Annotated in this window: 14 protein-coding genes; 12 read left to right on the top strand and 2 right to left on the bottom strand. The window is 68.4% G+C overall.

The window, feature by feature from the left end; all coding sequences use genetic code 11:
• Positions 1-75 precede the first annotated feature (75 nt).
• The 12 genes from sufC to ACORQU_RS14850 all read left to right on the top strand — a co-directional run bounded on the left by sufC (position 76) and on the right by ACORQU_RS14850 (position 12,709).
• The gene (sufC, locus tag ACORQU_RS14905) at positions 76-840 is read left to right on the top strand and encodes a Fe-S cluster assembly ATPase SufC (protein WP_491645143.1); all 765 of its coding nucleotides are present in this window, start codon (positions 76-78) and stop codon (positions 838-840) included.
• Positions 837-2,099 carry a Fe-S cluster assembly protein SufD gene (gene sufD, locus ACORQU_RS14900; protein WP_491641878.1) on the top strand — a complete coding sequence of 421 codons (1,263 nt, stop codon included), beginning with the start codon at positions 837-839 and terminating at the stop codon, positions 2,097-2,099. The genes sufC and sufD overlap by 4 nt, the downstream gene beginning before the upstream one ends.
• 5 nt (positions 2,100-2,104) lie before the next feature.
• Positions 2,105-3,358 carry a cysteine desulfurase gene (locus tag ACORQU_RS14895; protein WP_491645142.1) on the top strand — a complete coding sequence of 418 codons (1,254 nt, stop codon included), beginning with the start codon at positions 2,105-2,107 and terminating at the stop codon, positions 3,356-3,358.
• Between the two features lie 234 nt (positions 3,359-3,592).
• Positions 3,593-4,120 carry a GNAT family N-acetyltransferase gene (locus tag ACORQU_RS14890; protein WP_491641876.1) on the top strand — a complete coding sequence of 176 codons (528 nt, stop codon included), beginning with the start codon at positions 3,593-3,595 and terminating at the stop codon, positions 4,118-4,120.
• A 9-nt stretch (positions 4,121-4,129) separates the two neighbouring features.
• Complete coding sequence (locus ACORQU_RS14885) at positions 4,130-4,465, top strand: non-heme iron oxygenase ferredoxin subunit (protein ID WP_491641875.1); 336 nt, start codon at positions 4,130-4,132, stop codon at positions 4,463-4,465.
• Between the two features lie 340 nt (positions 4,466-4,805).
• Complete coding sequence (locus ACORQU_RS14880) at positions 4,806-7,151, top strand: catecholate siderophore receptor Fiu (protein WP_491641874.1); 2,346 nt, start codon at positions 4,806-4,808, stop codon at positions 7,149-7,151.
• An 81-nt stretch (positions 7,152-7,232) separates the two neighbouring features.
• Positions 7,233-7,922, top strand: coding sequence for a Fe2+-dependent dioxygenase (locus tag ACORQU_RS14875; RefSeq protein ID WP_491641873.1), 690 nt, complete (start codon positions 7,233-7,235; stop codon positions 7,920-7,922).
• Positions 7,923-8,015: 93 nt separating this feature from the next.
• Positions 8,016-8,651, top strand: a complete 636-nt coding sequence (locus ACORQU_RS14870; RefSeq protein ID WP_491641872.1) for a PepSY-associated TM helix domain-containing protein — start codon at positions 8,016-8,018, stop codon at positions 8,649-8,651.
• Between the two features lie 21 nt (positions 8,652-8,672).
• On the top strand, positions 8,673-9,200 hold the full coding sequence (locus ACORQU_RS14865; protein ID WP_491641871.1) for a DUF2271 domain-containing protein: 528 nt from the start codon (positions 8,673-8,675) through the stop codon (positions 9,198-9,200).
• Between the two features lie 44 nt (positions 9,201-9,244).
• A complete protein-coding gene (locus ACORQU_RS14860) occupies positions 9,245-10,057 on the top strand; it encodes a DUF4198 domain-containing protein (protein ID WP_491641870.1) in 813 nt (270 codons plus the stop codon).
• A gap of 109 nt (positions 10,058-10,166) precedes the next feature.
• Complete coding sequence (locus ACORQU_RS14855; protein WP_491645141.1) at positions 10,167-11,087, top strand: FAD:protein FMN transferase; 921 nt, start codon at positions 10,167-10,169, stop codon at positions 11,085-11,087.
• The gene (locus ACORQU_RS14850) at positions 11,084-12,709 is read left to right on the top strand and encodes a flavodoxin domain-containing protein (RefSeq protein WP_491641869.1); all 1,626 of its coding nucleotides are present in this window, start codon (positions 11,084-11,086) and stop codon (positions 12,707-12,709) included. The genes ACORQU_RS14855 and ACORQU_RS14850 overlap by 4 nt, the downstream gene beginning before the upstream one ends.
• 179 nt (positions 12,710-12,888) lie before the next feature.
• On the opposite strand, the gene ACORQU_RS14845 is transcribed toward ACORQU_RS14850, so the two are convergent.
• Both ACORQU_RS14845 and ACORQU_RS14840 read right to left on the bottom strand, forming a co-directional pair.
• A complete protein-coding gene (locus ACORQU_RS14845; RefSeq protein WP_491641868.1) occupies positions 12,889-13,494 on the bottom strand; it encodes a HutD/Ves family protein in 606 nt (201 codons plus the stop codon).
• Between the two features lie 249 nt (positions 13,495-13,743).
• On the bottom strand, positions 13,744-14,157 hold the full coding sequence (locus ACORQU_RS14840) for a ComEA family DNA-binding protein (protein WP_491641867.1): 414 nt from the start codon (positions 14,155-14,157) through the stop codon (positions 13,744-13,746).
• Positions 14,158-14,258 lie beyond the last annotated feature (101 nt).

Genomic DNA, 14,258 nt, shown 5'->3' with positions numbered 1-14,258 from the left:
CAGACTTCGCCCGCCCCCTCACCCCAACCCATCTCCCGCCGGGAGAGGGGCCAAAAGAATCAGATGGACATCATCATGCTGAAGATCGACAACCTCCACGCCGCCGTTGCCGGCAAGGACATCCTCAAGGGCCTCTCGCTGGAGGTGAAGCCGGGCGAAGTGCACGCCATCATGGGCCCCAACGGCGCGGGCAAGTCCACGCTGGGCAACATCCTGTCCGGGCGCGATGGCTATGACGTCACCCAGGGCAGCGTGCAGTTCGAAGGCGCCGACCTGCTTTCGCTGGAGCCGGAAGAACGCGCCGCGGCGGGCATCTTCCTGGCCTTCCAGTACCCGGTCGAGATTCCGGGCGTGAACAACACCTACTTCCTGCGCGCGGCGCTCAATGCCCAGCGCAAGGCGCGCGGGGAATCTGAGCTGGATTCGATGCAGTTCCTCAAGCTGGTGCGCGAGAAGCTGGCCGTGCTGCACCTGAAGGACGAGCTGCTGCACCGTGGCGTCAACGAGGGCTTCTCCGGTGGCGAGAAGAAGCGCAACGAGATCTTCCAGCTGGCCGTGCTGGAGCCGAAGCTGGCGATCCTGGACGAGACCGACTCGGGCCTGGACATCGATGCGCTCAAGGCCGTGGCCGAAGGCGTCAACGCGCTGCGCAGCGCCGGCCGCTCGTTCCTGGTCATCACCCACTACCAGCGCCTGCTGGACTACATCAAACCGGACGTGGTGCACGTGCTGGCCGACGGCCAGATCGTCCAGACCGGCGGTCCGGAACTGGCCCTGGAGCTGGAAGCCCACGGTTACGCCTGGCTGAAGGACCGCGTGACCCCGGAAACAGCCGCATGAGCGCCTTGCTGGACTCCCTGGCAGCGGCCTTCGCGGGCGATGCCGCGCGCCGTTCTGTGCTGGATGACGCTCTGGCCGCCGGCCTGCCGAGCCAGCGCGATGAAGCGTGGAAGTACACCTCGCTGCGCATGCTGGAGCGTCGCAGCTTCGCGCCGGTCGAGACAGCGCCGAAGGTGGATGCCGCGCTGCTGGCGCACATCCCCACCCCGCGCCTGGTATTCGTCAATGGCCGCCACGCCGCATCACTGTCCGACCTGTCGGGCCTGGGCGATGGCGTCAGCGTGCAGCGTTTGTCGCAGGCGCTGGCCGACGGCGGCGATGCCGCGCGCTTCCTCGCGCGCCGGTTCGAGCGCAACGACGAGATCTTCGCCCGGCTCAACGCCGCGCTGGCCGCCGAAGGCGTGCTGCTGCGGGTCGAGGCCGGGGCGCAGGTCGCCGCGCCGCTGCAGCTGGTCTTCGTGGGCGCGAGTGACACCACCGACCGCGCCTGGCACCTGCGCAACTTGATCGAACTGCGCGCCGGTGCGCGCCTGCAGGTCGTCGAGCATCACCTCGCCACCGGCGAGCACGCGCACCTGTCCAACGCGCTGACCCACGTGCATCTGGCCCAGGGTGCGCAGCTGGTCCACGCGCGCGCCCAGCACGAGGCCGAAAAGGCCACCAGCCTGCTGCGCACCGATGCGGTGCTGGCACGTGAGGCGGTCTACAAGCGCGTCGATCTGGAACTGGGCGCGACGCTGTCGCGACATGAACTCAACGTGCGCCTGGAAGGCGAAGGCGCGCGTCTGGATGCCAATGGCGTCCTGCTGGCCGGTGGTCGCCGCCACGTCGATACGCGCCTGGGTATCGACCACATCGCCCGCGACACGAGCTGTGGCCTGACCTGGCGCGGCCTGGGCGCCGGCCGCGGTCGCGCGGTGTTCCATGGCGGCATCCTGATCCGCGAAGGCGCCGACGGCACTGACGCCCGCCTGTCCAACAAGAACCTGCTGCTGTCCGACACCGCCGAGATCGACACCCAGCCGGTGCTGGAGATCCACGCCGACGAGGTCCAGGCCGCGCACGGCGCGACCGTGGGCCGGATGGATGCCAATGCGCTGTTCTACCTGCGTTCGCGCGGGCTGCCGCAGGCCGATGCCCAGCGCCTGCTGACCGCGGCCTTCTGCCGCGAGCCGCTGGCCGTGCTGGAAGATGAAGCCCTGGGCGCGCAGTTGACCGGCATCCTGGACACGGCGCTGCGCCAGGCTGGTGCCGCGTGAACATCGTGCAGCAACCCACCGCAGCCACCACGGCGCAGTCCGGGGCGCCGGACTGGAATCGCATCCGCCTGGATTTCCCGCTGCTCACCCGCGCGGTCAACGACAAGCCGCTGATCTACTTCGACAACGCGAACACCTCGCAGAAGCCGGTCGAGGTGATCGCGGCGGTCGATGGCTTCTACCGCCGCCAGAACGCCAATGTCAGCCGCGCCGTGCACGCACTGGGCACTGAGGCCACCGACGCCTACGAGGGCGCACGCAAGACGCTGGCGCGTTTCATGGGCGTGCGCGCCGACGAGCTGGTGCTGTGCAGCGGGACCACGTTCGCCATCAATCTGGTGGCCTATTCCTGGGCGCTGCCGAACCTCAAGGAAGGCGACGTCATCCTGGTCTCGCGCATGGAGCACCATGCCAATATCGTGCCGTGGCAGCTCATCGCCCAGCGCACGGGCGCTAGACTGGAGGTCGCCGAGATCCTGCCCGATGGCAGCCTGGACCTGGACGCGCTGTACAAGGCCATGACCCCGCAGGTGAAGCTGCTGGCCGTGGCCCACGTTTCCAACGTGCTGGGCACGGTCAACCCGGTGCGCGAGATCTGCCGGGCCGCGCGCAAGGCCGGCATCGTCACCGTCGTCGATGGCTCGCAGGCCGCCCCGCACATGGCGCTGGATGTGGCCGCGATTGGCTGCGACTTCTATGCGATGACCGGGCACAAGGTCTGCGGCCCCACCGGCACCGGCGCGCTGTGGGCGCGGCGCGAGCTGCTCGATGCGATGCCGCCGTTCATCGGCGGCGGCGAGATGATCAAAGAGGTGAGCTTCGAGCGCACCACCTTCAACGAGGTGCCACACAAGTTCGAGGCCGGCACGCCCAACATCGCCGGCTTCGTCGGCCTGGGCGCAGCACTGGACTACCTGAGCACCATCGGCATGGACGCGATCCGCGCGCGCGAGTCCGAGTTGCTCGCCCACCTCACCGAAGAACTGCAGCGCATCCACGGCCTGCGCATCTTTGGCACCGCGCCGGACAAGGCCGCGGTGGTGTCCTTCCTGATCGATGGCGCCCACGCCCACGACTTGGCCACTCTGCTCGACCTGGATGGCGTGGCCGTGCGCTCCGGCCAGCACTGCGCGCATCCGCTGCTGCAGTATTTCGGCGTGGCCGCCACGCTGCGCGCCTCGCTGGCCTTCTACAACACCCACGAGGAGATCGAGGGCTTCGTGACCGCACTGAAGAAGGCGCGCACACTGCTGGGCTGAGCGCAGGCGCCGTTTGCGCCTGTCGAGGAAGGCTCTCGTAGAGCGGAGCTTGCTCCGCTGGAGCTTTCTTCCTGACTTGGTCGGAGAGAAGCGGAGCGAGCTCCGCTCTACAGGCTGGGGACTTTCCTGTGACCCGGTCGGAGAGCAGCGGAGCAAGCTCCGCTCTACGGATCCGCCTGGCCTTAGGGTGTCATCGACGCAGCTGTTCGCCAGCCGGCGTTTTACAATGCGCCCATGCACATCCTGACCTTCCGCGACGCCACCGTCGCCGATATCGACGCCATCACCGCGCTGGTGACCTCCGCCTATCGTGGCGAGGCGAGTCGCGTCGGCTGGACCACCGAGGCCGACCTGCTCGACGGCAACCGCATCGACCGCGAGGTGCTGGCCCACGACCTCACCCGTCCCGACAGCCGCGTGCTGCTCGCCCATCGCGACGGCGCGCTGGTCGCCTGCGTGCATGTCGCGCGCGAGGACGGGGCCGGCTATTTCGGCATGTTCTCGGTGCGACCGGAGCTGCAGGGCGCGGGCATCGGCAAGGACGTGATGATCGAGGCCGAGCGCGTGGCGCGCGAGGAGTTCGGCGTGGACCGCATGCGCATGACCGTGATCGATGTGCGCGAGAGCCTGATCGCTTTCTACGAGCGCCGAGGCTACGTGCGCACCGGCACCTTCAAGCCCTTTCCCTACGGCGATGCACGCTTCGGCACGCCGCTGCGCGATGACTTGCGCTTCGAAGTCCTGGAAAAATCTCTTGCCTAGGAGCGGCCTGTGAGCGAGACCTGGACCTTCGTTTGTTCCACCGAAGAACTGCTGCCGGGGGAGATACGCAGCACCTTTGACGAGGTGACCGGCACGCCGATCGTGGTGTTCAACCTGGACGGGGACCTCTATGCGCTGGAGGATCGCTGCAGCCATGCCGAGTTCGAGCTGAGCGCGGCGGGCACCTTCGATGCGGAGGCCGGCAGCGTGGAGTGCGTGCTGCATGGCGCGCGCTTCGACATCCGTGATGGTGCCCCGCTGTGTGCACCGGCCTACGCGCCGGTGCCGAAGTTTCCGGTCAAGGTCGAACACGACGGCGTCTGGTCGCGCGACGACCGCGACTGAAGCGCGAAGCGAAGCAAGGCGTCGATCCACCGACACACGTCCAGACGATGCGGCACCGCCTGTACTGAGGCGTAGGCCCCTTCCACCGCGGGCGCACGCCACGCCCTTCCGGGGCGCGGTGTCTCACGTCTTGTTAACGCTAATCATTCTCATTACAATCCGGACCGGCAGCGGCGGTCGCCCGCCTGCGCCCCGGTAGACGGGAGCCCGCAGGCCACGCCCGCCCGCCATTCGTGCCACCTCGCATCCGGGCATTGCCCGGCTCGCACCGGCGCGCCGTACTCCCGTCAGCCATCGCCAATGGGGGCAATTCGAAAGAGCCATTGGACGACCACCACCCATGTCGCAGATCCGTTCCCGCAAGCACGCGCCTGACGCGCGCCCCCTTGCCGCCGCCACCCTTCTCACCAGCCTGGCCCTGTCCCTGCCAGCCGTCGCTGCCGACACGCCGTCACTGGCCGAGTCCGCACGTGATCCGCAAACCCAGCGCGAGGACGCCACCACGCTTCGCGAGGTGCAGGTCACCGCCTCCAAGGTGAAGGACTATGCGGCCCGCAACGTGTCCTCGCCCAAGTTCACCCAGCCCATCCTGGACACGCCCCAGACGCTGCAGGTGATCACCAACGACCTGTTCACCGAGCAGGGCGCGACCACGCTCACCGAAGCCCTGCGCAATTCGCCCGGCGTGGGCACCTTTTACTCTGGCGAGAACGGCAGCACCAACACCGGCGATGCGATCTACATGCGCGGGTTCGACACCTCCAGCAGCATCTTCGTGGACGGCATCCGCGACCTGGGCTCGATCTCGCGGGATGTGTTCAACATCGAGCAGATCGAGGTCGAGAAGGGTCCGGCCGGCACCGATACCGGTCGCTCGGCGCCGACCGGTTCGATCAATCTGGTCAGCAAGGAGGCCTTCCTGCGCAATGCGGCCGCTGGCACGGTCACCGGCGGCATCGACGGGCAGCGCCGCGTGACCGCCGATACCAACCTGGTCCTCGACGATGCATCCGGCACCGCGCTGCGTCTCAACGGTCTGTGGCAGGACAGCGATGTCCCCGGCCGCGACAAGGTCGTCAACAAGCGCTGGGGCTTCGCGCCCTCGCTGGTGACGGGGCTCGGTAGCGACACCCGCATGATCCTCAACCTGCTCTACGTCAAGCAGAACAACATTCCGGACGGCGGCGTGCCGACCATCGGCCTGCCCGGCTGGGAACCGCAGGCGGGGCTGGAGCAGCTCGCCGGCCATCCGGTGGATCCGGAGAACTTCTATGGAACCCGCGCCGACCATGACGACGTCACCGCGCAGATGGCCACCTTCCGCTTCGAGCATGATTTCTCCGACACGCTCAAGCTGACCAACACCGCGCGCTGGGGGCAGACCCGGCAGGACTACCTGTTGACCTCGTTCATGACCACCGGAGGGGCCACTGGCAACGTGCAGTACAGCGATGCCGACGACCTGTCCACTTACACGGTCAACCGCAGCCTGCCCACTTTCAAGGACCAGAAGAACACCATCCTCACCGACCAGCTCAACCTGCGCGCGGACATCACGACCGGCGCGGTGGTGCACAACCTCAGCACCGGGCTTGAATTCACCCGCGAGGAACAGGACCAGCGTGGCCAGGCCGTCACCAACGACAGCAGCTGGACGGCGGCCAACCTGTACGACCCGGACTGGAACGCCACCGGCCTGACCTGGGCGCACAACGGCGCCGACAGCCACGGCAAGACCACGACCAGCTCGCTCTATGTGTTCGACACGCTGAAGTTCGGCGAGCGCTTCCTGCTCACCGCCGGCCTGCGTGCCGACCATTACCGGACCGAGTTCAACAGCCTGGCGGTGTGCGGCGGCCGGCGTGGCCCGGCCTGCGGCGATGCGCCCACTGGCACGGTGGTCCCCTCCGTGGACGCCAAGGCCTCCGACACCCTGATCAACTGGAAGCTGGGGGGCGTGTACAAGGTCGGCAACGTGGTCAGCCTGTACGCGAACTACGCGCTGTCCCAGCAGCCTCCAGGCGGCAGCTCGTTCCAGCTGAGCAGCTCGGCCAGCAGCGTTGACAACCCCAACCTGGACCCGCAGAAGGCCCGCACGGCCGAAATCGGCACCAAGTGGAACCTGCTCCAGGACAAGCTGCTGCTGACCATGGCGTTGTTCCGCACCGAGGTCACCAACGAGATCAACACAACCGTCCTGGACGACCTGGGCAATCCCACCCAGACCGGCGAGAAGCGCGTGCAGGGCATCGAGCTCTCCGCGGTGGGCAAGCTGAGCGAGAACTGGGCGATCTCGGCCGGATATACCAGCATGGACACCCGCGTGGTCGAAGGCGCCAACACCGCCCAGGACGGCAGCAACAACCTGACCTATACGCCAGACGATGCCTTCACCGCCTGGAGCACCTACCGGCTGCCCTTCGGCCTGACCCTGGGCGGTGGCGTGCGCTATTCCGGGCGGATGCACCGCGGCACCGATGGCGCGGCGGGCACGCCAACGTTCACCAAGTCCTACACGGTGTGGGACACGGTGGCCACCTACTCGGTCAACGATCACCTGGACCTGCGCCTGAATGGTTACAACGTGTTCGACAAGCGCTACGTGGCGGCGATCAACAAGAGCGGCTACCGCTATACGCCCGGTGCGCCGCGCACGGTGATGCTCAGCGCGGACTTCCGCTTCTAAGCGGTGGCCCTGCCGCCAAGGTGACACCACCGCACGGGAAGGCGCGCCTTCCCGTGCCTCATTGCAACAAGGTCCATCGCGATGCTGCTGCACATTCCCCATGTTCTCGATGCCGGCCAGCTCCGGCAGATGCGACAGGCCCTGGCCGCGGCGGACTGGACCGACGGGCGCGAGACCGTCGGTGCGCAAGGGGCGCAGGTCAAGCGCAACGAACAAGTGCCCGATGCATCACCGCTGCGCGAGCAACTGGGGCAGCAGGTGCTCGACGCGGTGGGACGCAACCCCCTGTTCTTCGCCGCCGCACTGCCGCTGCGCATGCTGCCGCCGCGCTTCAACCGCTATGCCGGCGGCGGCGAATACGGCTTCCATGTGGATGGTGCGGTCATGGCCCTGGACCGTCCCGGGCAGGCACGCGTGCAGGTGCGCTCGGACCTGTCGTGCACGCTGTTTTTGTGCGAGCCGGACGAGTACGACGGCGGCGAACTGGTGGTCAGCGACACCTACGGCGAGCACGAGGTCAAGCTGGCGGCGGGCGACCTGATCCTGTATCCGTCCAGCAGCCTGCACCGGGTCACCCCGGTCACCCGCGGGGCACGGCTGGCGGCGTTCTTCTGGATCCAGTCGATGGTGCGCGACGAAGCCCAGCGGCGCCTGCTGCTGGAGATGGACACCGCCATCCAGACCCTGTCGCGCACCGGCGGCGATGCGCAGGCGGTGCTGCAACTCACCGGCGTGTATCACAACCTGCTGCGTGGGTGGGCCGAGACCTGAGCATGCGGGCATGCGCTGCCATCGGATCAATTGAGATCGATTCTCATTCGTGATGTAATCCAGATCTTGTTTTGCGCCGAGCCTTCCTCCCTCTTGTCCCAGGCTTCTTCTCCCCTGTCGGCCCAGCAGCGCCGCGGCTTCTGGCTGCGCACGCTGCACCAGTGGCACTGGATCAGTTCGGCGGTGTGCCTGATCGGAATGCTGCTGTTCGCGGCCACCGGCATCACCCTCAACCATGCGGCCAGCATCGAGACCCAGCCGGTCGTGACCCAGCGCACCACCACCATGCCGGCGGCACTGCTGAAGTCGCTGGGCCATCGCCAGGACGGCAACGCCCCCCTGCCGCGCGTACTGGCCGACTGGCTGGACAGCGAGCTGGGGATCAGCACGGTAGGGCGCAACGCCGAATGGTCGGCCGACGAGGTGTACCTGTCCCTGCCCCGTCCCGGCGGCGACGCCTGGCTGGCCCTGACCCGTGACACCGGCCAGGTGGAGTACGAATCCACCGACCGCGGCTGGATCTCCTATCTCAACGACCTGCACAAGGGCCGCAACGCCGGAACCGCGTGGAGCTGGTTTATCGACGTGTTCGCCGTGGCCTGCCTGGTGTTTTCGCTCACCGGCCTGCTGCTGTTGCAACTGCATGCGCGCCAGCGCCGCCTGACCTGGCCGATGGTCGGCCTGGGCCTGTTGTTGCCGCTGTTGCTGGCGCTGATCTTCATCCACTGATTCGACAAGGACTGGCGTGCCATGACCAAGACCGTTCCGATCACCCTGACCATCGCGCTGAGCGGTGCGCTGGCCCTTCCCGCGTATGCCGCCGAGCTGCAGGTCAAGGTGGAGATCCCCACGCTCAATGTCGCCGAGTACCACCGCCCTTACGTGGCCGTGTACGTGGAAGGCGCCGACGGCAAGGCCGCCGCCGATCTGGCGGTCTGGTATCAGACCAAGGACACCAAGGAAGGGCACGGCACCAAGTGGTTGCCGGACCTGCGCCAGTGGTGGCGCAAGTCCGGGCGTGCGCTGGACCTGCCCGTCGATGGCGTGACCGGCCCGACCCGCCCGGCCGGCGTGCAGACCCTGGACTTCGCCAGCAATGCGCCGCAGCTCAAGAACCTGACGCCTGGCCAGTACAGCCTGGTGGTGGAAGCCGCGCGCGAGGTCGGTGGACGCGAGCTGCTCAAGATCCCCTTCACCTGGCCGGCGACCGCCGCCCAGGCCGGCAAGGCCCAGGGCAAGACCGAGCTGGGCACGGTGTCGCTGGCGCTCAAGCCCTGAGCCCATCCCTTTCCCGTTCCTGCTTTCCTCTAGGAGTCATCCGCATGAAGCGTCCCCTGATCCTGGCGTTGGCCCTGGCTGCGGCCACGGCCTCGTTCTCCGCCGCCGCGCACAAGATGTGGCTGCTGCCCTCGGGCACCACCTTCGCCGGCGCCGATCCGTGGCTGTCGGTCGATGCGGCGGTGTCCAACGACCTGTTCTACTTCGACCATGTGCCGTTGCGCCTGGACGAACTGTCCATCACCGCCCCGGACGGCAGTACGGTGCAGGCGCAGAACGAGAGCACCGGCAAGTACCGCAGCGTGTTCGACGTCCCGCTCGCGCAGGAGGGCACCTACCGGGTGGCCATCGCCGGCGACGGCCTGTTCGCCACCTGGCGCGACGCCGATGGCAAGCGCAAGCGCTGGCGCGGCGACGCGGCCGGTTTCGCCACCGAAGTCCCCAAGAACGCCAAGGACCTGCAGGTCTCGGAGAACGCGATGCGGGTGGAAACCTTCGCCACCCGCGGCGCGCCCAGCGACACCGCGCTCAAGCCCAGTGGCAAGGGCCTGGAGCTGGTGCCGGTCACCCACCCCAACGACCTCTACGCCGGTGAGGCCGCAAGCTTTTCCCTGCAGATCGACGGCAAGCCGGCCGCGGGGCTGGAGGTCTCGGTAATCCGCGGTGATACGCGCTACCGCAACGCCCAGGAAGAAATGAAACTCACCACCGACGCACAGGGCCGCTTCACGGTGACCTGGCCGCAGGCAGGCATGTACTGGCTCAACGCCAGCAGTGAGGACGACAAGCCGTCCCTGAAGCAGGCCAGCCGACGTCGGCTCAACTACGTGGCCACCCTGGAAGTGCTGCCGCAGTAGAACCGCACCGCGCATGCCTGCCATCTGCTCCCCCCACGCGCCCGTCTCGAGGCCCGCCGTGCCTGCCGATGTCCGTCCCCGGGAACTGGTCCGGCTGGGGGGCCACACCATGGGCACGACCTGGTCGGTGCGCGTGGCCGTGCCGGTGGGACATGACCTGCACGCGCTGCATGCGGCGCTGCAGGTGCCGCTGGACCGGGTCATCGCGCAGATGAGCACATGGGTTTCCGACTCGGACCTGTGTCGCTTCAATCGCGCCGCGCCGGGCACCTGGCATCCGCTACCGGACGAATTCGCCAAGGTCATGCGCTGTGCGCTGCGCATCGCGCAGGCCACGGACGGCGTGTTCGATCCCGCCTGCGGGGCGCTGGTGCAGGCCTGGGGGTTCGGCGCCGGCGGCGGCATGCCGGGCGTGCCATCGCCGGCACGCCTGGCAGTCGCGCGCGCCCGGCCCGGCTGGCGACAACTGGCCTGGCAGGCAGACGACCAGGACACCCTGCTGCAACCCGGCGACGTGCAGCTCGACCTGTCGGCCATCGCCAAGGGCTACGCGGTGGACCTGGTGCTGGACACGTTGCAAGCCCGCGGCCTGCCCGACGCGCTGGTCGAGGTCGGCGGCGAACTGGCCGGCCGCGGTCGCAAGCCCGATGGCACGCCGTGGCGCGTGCTGGTGGAAACCGGCAGCGACGAGGACGCCTTGCTACCTCCGCGCGTGCTGGCCCTCGACCATGCCGCGGTCGCCACGTCTGGCGATCGCTGGCATCGCTTCGATCAGGCCGGCAGGCGCTACGCACACACGCTCGACCCGCGCCGCGCCCATCCCGTCGAGCACGCAGCCGCGGCCGTCACCGTGCTCGGCAAGAGCGCCATGGAAGCCGACGCGTGGGCCACCGCACTGACCGTGATGGGCCCGGAGGCCGGCCTGGCCTTCGCCCGAGCGCACGGGCTGGCCGCGCGTTTTGTGGTCCGCGGCCGGCAAGGGGTGGAAGAACACCTGAGTCCGGGTTTCGAAGCGGCGCTGGCCCCGTGACCCCGGCCGCGCGCGCCTCCGGCCCGTGGGCGGCGCTGGGCAATGGACTGGTGCTGCTCCTGCTCGTCGCCCTGGCCGTGGCCTTGTCGCGCTGGCAACCCGGTGCATGGTGGCAAGGACCGCCGCCGCCGAGCCGTTGGGCCTGGGCAGCGCTGGGCTTGGCGGCGTATGCCGCCTTTGCCGGCTGGACGCTCTGGCGCACGCGCCGTGCGCCACTGCCGCAGGCCGATACCATCGACGCGCAGACGCTGCTGCTCGTCCATGCCAGCCAGACCGGCTTCGCCCTGCAACTTGCCGAGCGCAGTGCGCAGGCGCTGCGCTCGGCCGGCCTGGATGTGCATGTGCAGCCGTTGTCAGTCGTGGACGCCGCAAGTCTGGGGCGCTATCGTCGTGCGCTGTTCGTGGTCAGCACCACCGGAGAAGGCGACCCGCCTGACCCGGCCCTGCGCTTCGTGCGCGAGGTCATGGGCACTGAGGTGCCGGTGCCGCACCTGGCGTACGCTGTCCTGGCGCTCGGCGACGCCAGCTATGCGCAGTATTGCGGCTTCGGGCGGCAGCTGGACCAGTGGCTGCGGGCGCAGGGCGCGACCCCGCTGTTCGACCGGGTCGAGGTCGACAACGCCGATGACGGCGCCCTGCGCCATTGGCAACACCATCTGGCGCGGCTGTCCGGCAGCGAGGAACCCGCCGACTGGCTCGCGCCCCGCTATGGTGCCTGGACGCTGTCGGCGCGCACACATCTCAATCCGGGCAGTTTGGGCGGCGCGGTGCACCACGTGGCGCTGCGCGCAGATGGCCCGTGCCCCGACTGGCAGGCCGGCGATCTGGTGGAACTCGGCCCCGAGCACCCGGCCGCCGAGGTACAGGCCTGGCTGAGTGCCCATGGCCTGGACGGCGCGCACTCCGTCCATGTCGATGGACTCACCGTGCCGCTGGCACGCGCGCTGGCCCGTCGCCAGCTCCCGGCACAGGTGCCGACCCAGGCGCCGCAGACCCTGGTCGAAGCCCTGCCGCTGATGCCGCACCGCGAATATTCGATCGCCTCGTTGCCCGCCGACGGCGAGGTCCACCTGCTGGTGCGCCGGATGCTGCGGCCCGATGGACGTCCAGGCCTGGCCAGTGGCTGGCTGTGCGAGTCCGCGCCGCTGGGCGCCAGCATCGCGCTACGCCTGCGCGCCAATCCCAATTTCCATGCGCCCGCTCCCGAGGTGCCACTCATCCTGATTGGCAACGGCACGGGCATGGCCGGACTGTTTGCCCTGCTGAAGGCGCGCATCGCCGCAGGCGCCCGGCGCAACTGGTTGCTGTTCGGCGAACGCAGCGCCACCTGTGACCTGCACTGCGGGCAGACGCTTCGGACCTGGCAGGCGGACGGCTGGATCGAACGCCTGGACCTGGCGTTCTCGCGCGACCACGATGCCCCACACCACTACGTGCAGGACGCGCTGGCGGCCTGCGCGGAGACCCTGCAGGCTTGGCTGGACGCGGGCGCGTGCGTGATGGTCTGCGGCAGCCTCAAGGGCATGGCGCCGGCGATCGATGCCTGCCTGGAACGCCTGATCGGGGCGGATGGCAGGCAGGCGCTGATCGAACAGGGACGCTACCGGCGCGACGTCTACTGATCCGCAGGAAATTCACCGACACGCGGCCGATCTGTCACAGGCAAACGGCTGGTCGCTTCACCCGCCGGCCAAGACCGCCCCGGGACCACCCCGACGCCAACTGCAGGCGCGTGGCCAGCCCATGCGTGAGCGCGTCCAGGATGCGGGCCGCCGCGCAGCGCTCGCCGCATGCGTCCGCCTCAGGCGGGCGTGCTGAACTTGATCGCGATCAGTTCCCCGCCCCCTTCCAGGGCATAGCGCACCCGGCCCGGCGTGCCGTACAGCAGCGCGGTGTCACCCGCCCACAGCGGTGGGAGGCCGGAGGCGGCATCGAAGCGCGCCTGGCCGGCCAGCAGGTGGATCGCCCAGGACGTGCACGCATCGGCGAAGAAGAACATCGACCCGACCAGTGGCCGCAGCAGCAATTCGGCGTCCACCGCTTCGGGGCGCCACATCAGGTTGAAGTCGTGCGTCGGCCCATCCACCAGTTCACCCCGCAATGGGCGCGCCCCACTGAAGCGATGGCGGTCGTGCGGAGGCAGCAATGCGACCTGCTCGCCATCGTCAAAGCACAGGCGCACGCCGTTGCCGTGCAACAGGACCAACTCGCGTTCGATACCGGGAAAGGTCGAAAATCCGGCATCCCGCTCGATCTCGGCGATGGACAGGCGCCAATCCCAGACCTCACCCGGATGCGAGGCGGCGATCTGCCGGGTCCAGCCCTGGCCGTTGCGCCAGCGCTCGCGACGGTATTCGTTGGCAGGGATCACCCGTGTGACCTGCGCGGGAAACGGCGTCTGGATCATGCCTGCCAGTGTAACGGCGGGACACAAACGCAGAACCGCCCGGGTGCGTGCGGCGCACCCGGGCGGCGTACTTCCGTGTCGGCATCCAGCCTGTCTTCCGGCATCCAGCCTCCCCTCTTCCGCCATCCAGCCGGTGGCGTCGAGGTCCTACTTCCCTGTCGGCATCCCTGCCCTGTCAGTCAGGCGTCCTGCCCCATACAGGGTGACGTCGGTGCATCCTGCTCCGGCCACCCTTGACTCGTCCGTGGATCAGCGGCGCGCCACCGGCTTGGCCGGCGTCGCCGTGGCAGCAGCGGCCGGGCGCTTGGGCGCGGCGGCCGAACGACCCACTTCAATGCGATCGCGGTTCTTCTCCACGGTCTTCAGGCCAATGCCCTTGACCATGGCCAGCTCCTCGGCGCTCTTGAACGGGCCGTTGGTCTTTCGGTAGTCGACGATGGCCTGGGCCTTGGCCGTGCCGACATTGACCAGCACGGCATCCAGCGTGGCCACATCGGCCGTATTGATGTTGACGCGGTCGGCTGCCTGCGCAGCGGTGGCCAGCAGCAGGGACAGCAACAGCGACTTGATGAGGATCGAAACGGACTTCATGGCAACACTCCTTGTAAGCGATGAGGTGATGGGACCGCAGCCGGTGGCGCTTGGCTGCGTCCCGGTGTGCACAGTCTCCTGGTCTCGCCGGGCCCACCCTATCGGCGTAGCGCGTCCACCTTTGCCGGAGGACGCCCCGTCGGGGAGTAGGAAAACTCCTACGCCGACGCATT

The organism is Pseudoxanthomonas sp. JC1303 (genome assembly GCF_058448525.1).
Note: the sequence above shows the minus strand (reverse complement) of the source record. Positions and strands in the feature narration are given on the sequence as shown.

Coding starts and splice junctions, on each gene's coding strand:
- sufC (WP_491645143.1), top strand. CDS start 76: ATGCTGAAGATCGACAACCTCCACGCCGCCGTTGCCGGCAAGGACATC.
- sufD (WP_491641878.1), top strand. CDS start 837: ATGAGCGCCTTGCTGGACTCCCTGGCAGCGGCCTTCGCGGGCGATGCC.
- ACORQU_RS14890 (WP_491641876.1), top strand. CDS start 3,593: ATGCACATCCTGACCTTCCGCGACGCCACCGTCGCCGATATCGACGCC.
- ACORQU_RS14880 (WP_491641874.1), top strand. CDS start 4,806: ATGTCGCAGATCCGTTCCCGCAAGCACGCGCCTGACGCGCGCCCCCTT.
- ACORQU_RS14875 (WP_491641873.1), top strand. CDS start 7,233: ATGCTGCTGCACATTCCCCATGTTCTCGATGCCGGCCAGCTCCGGCAG.
- ACORQU_RS14865 (WP_491641871.1), top strand. CDS start 8,673: ATGACCAAGACCGTTCCGATCACCCTGACCATCGCGCTGAGCGGTGCG.
- ACORQU_RS14860 (WP_491641870.1), top strand. CDS start 9,245: ATGAAGCGTCCCCTGATCCTGGCGTTGGCCCTGGCTGCGGCCACGGCC.
- ACORQU_RS14855 (WP_491645141.1), top strand. CDS start 10,167: ATGGGCACGACCTGGTCGGTGCGCGTGGCCGTGCCGGTGGGACATGAC.
- ACORQU_RS14845 (WP_491641868.1), bottom strand. CDS start 13,494: ATGATCCAGACGCCGTTTCCCGCGCAGGTCACACGGGTGATCCCTGCC.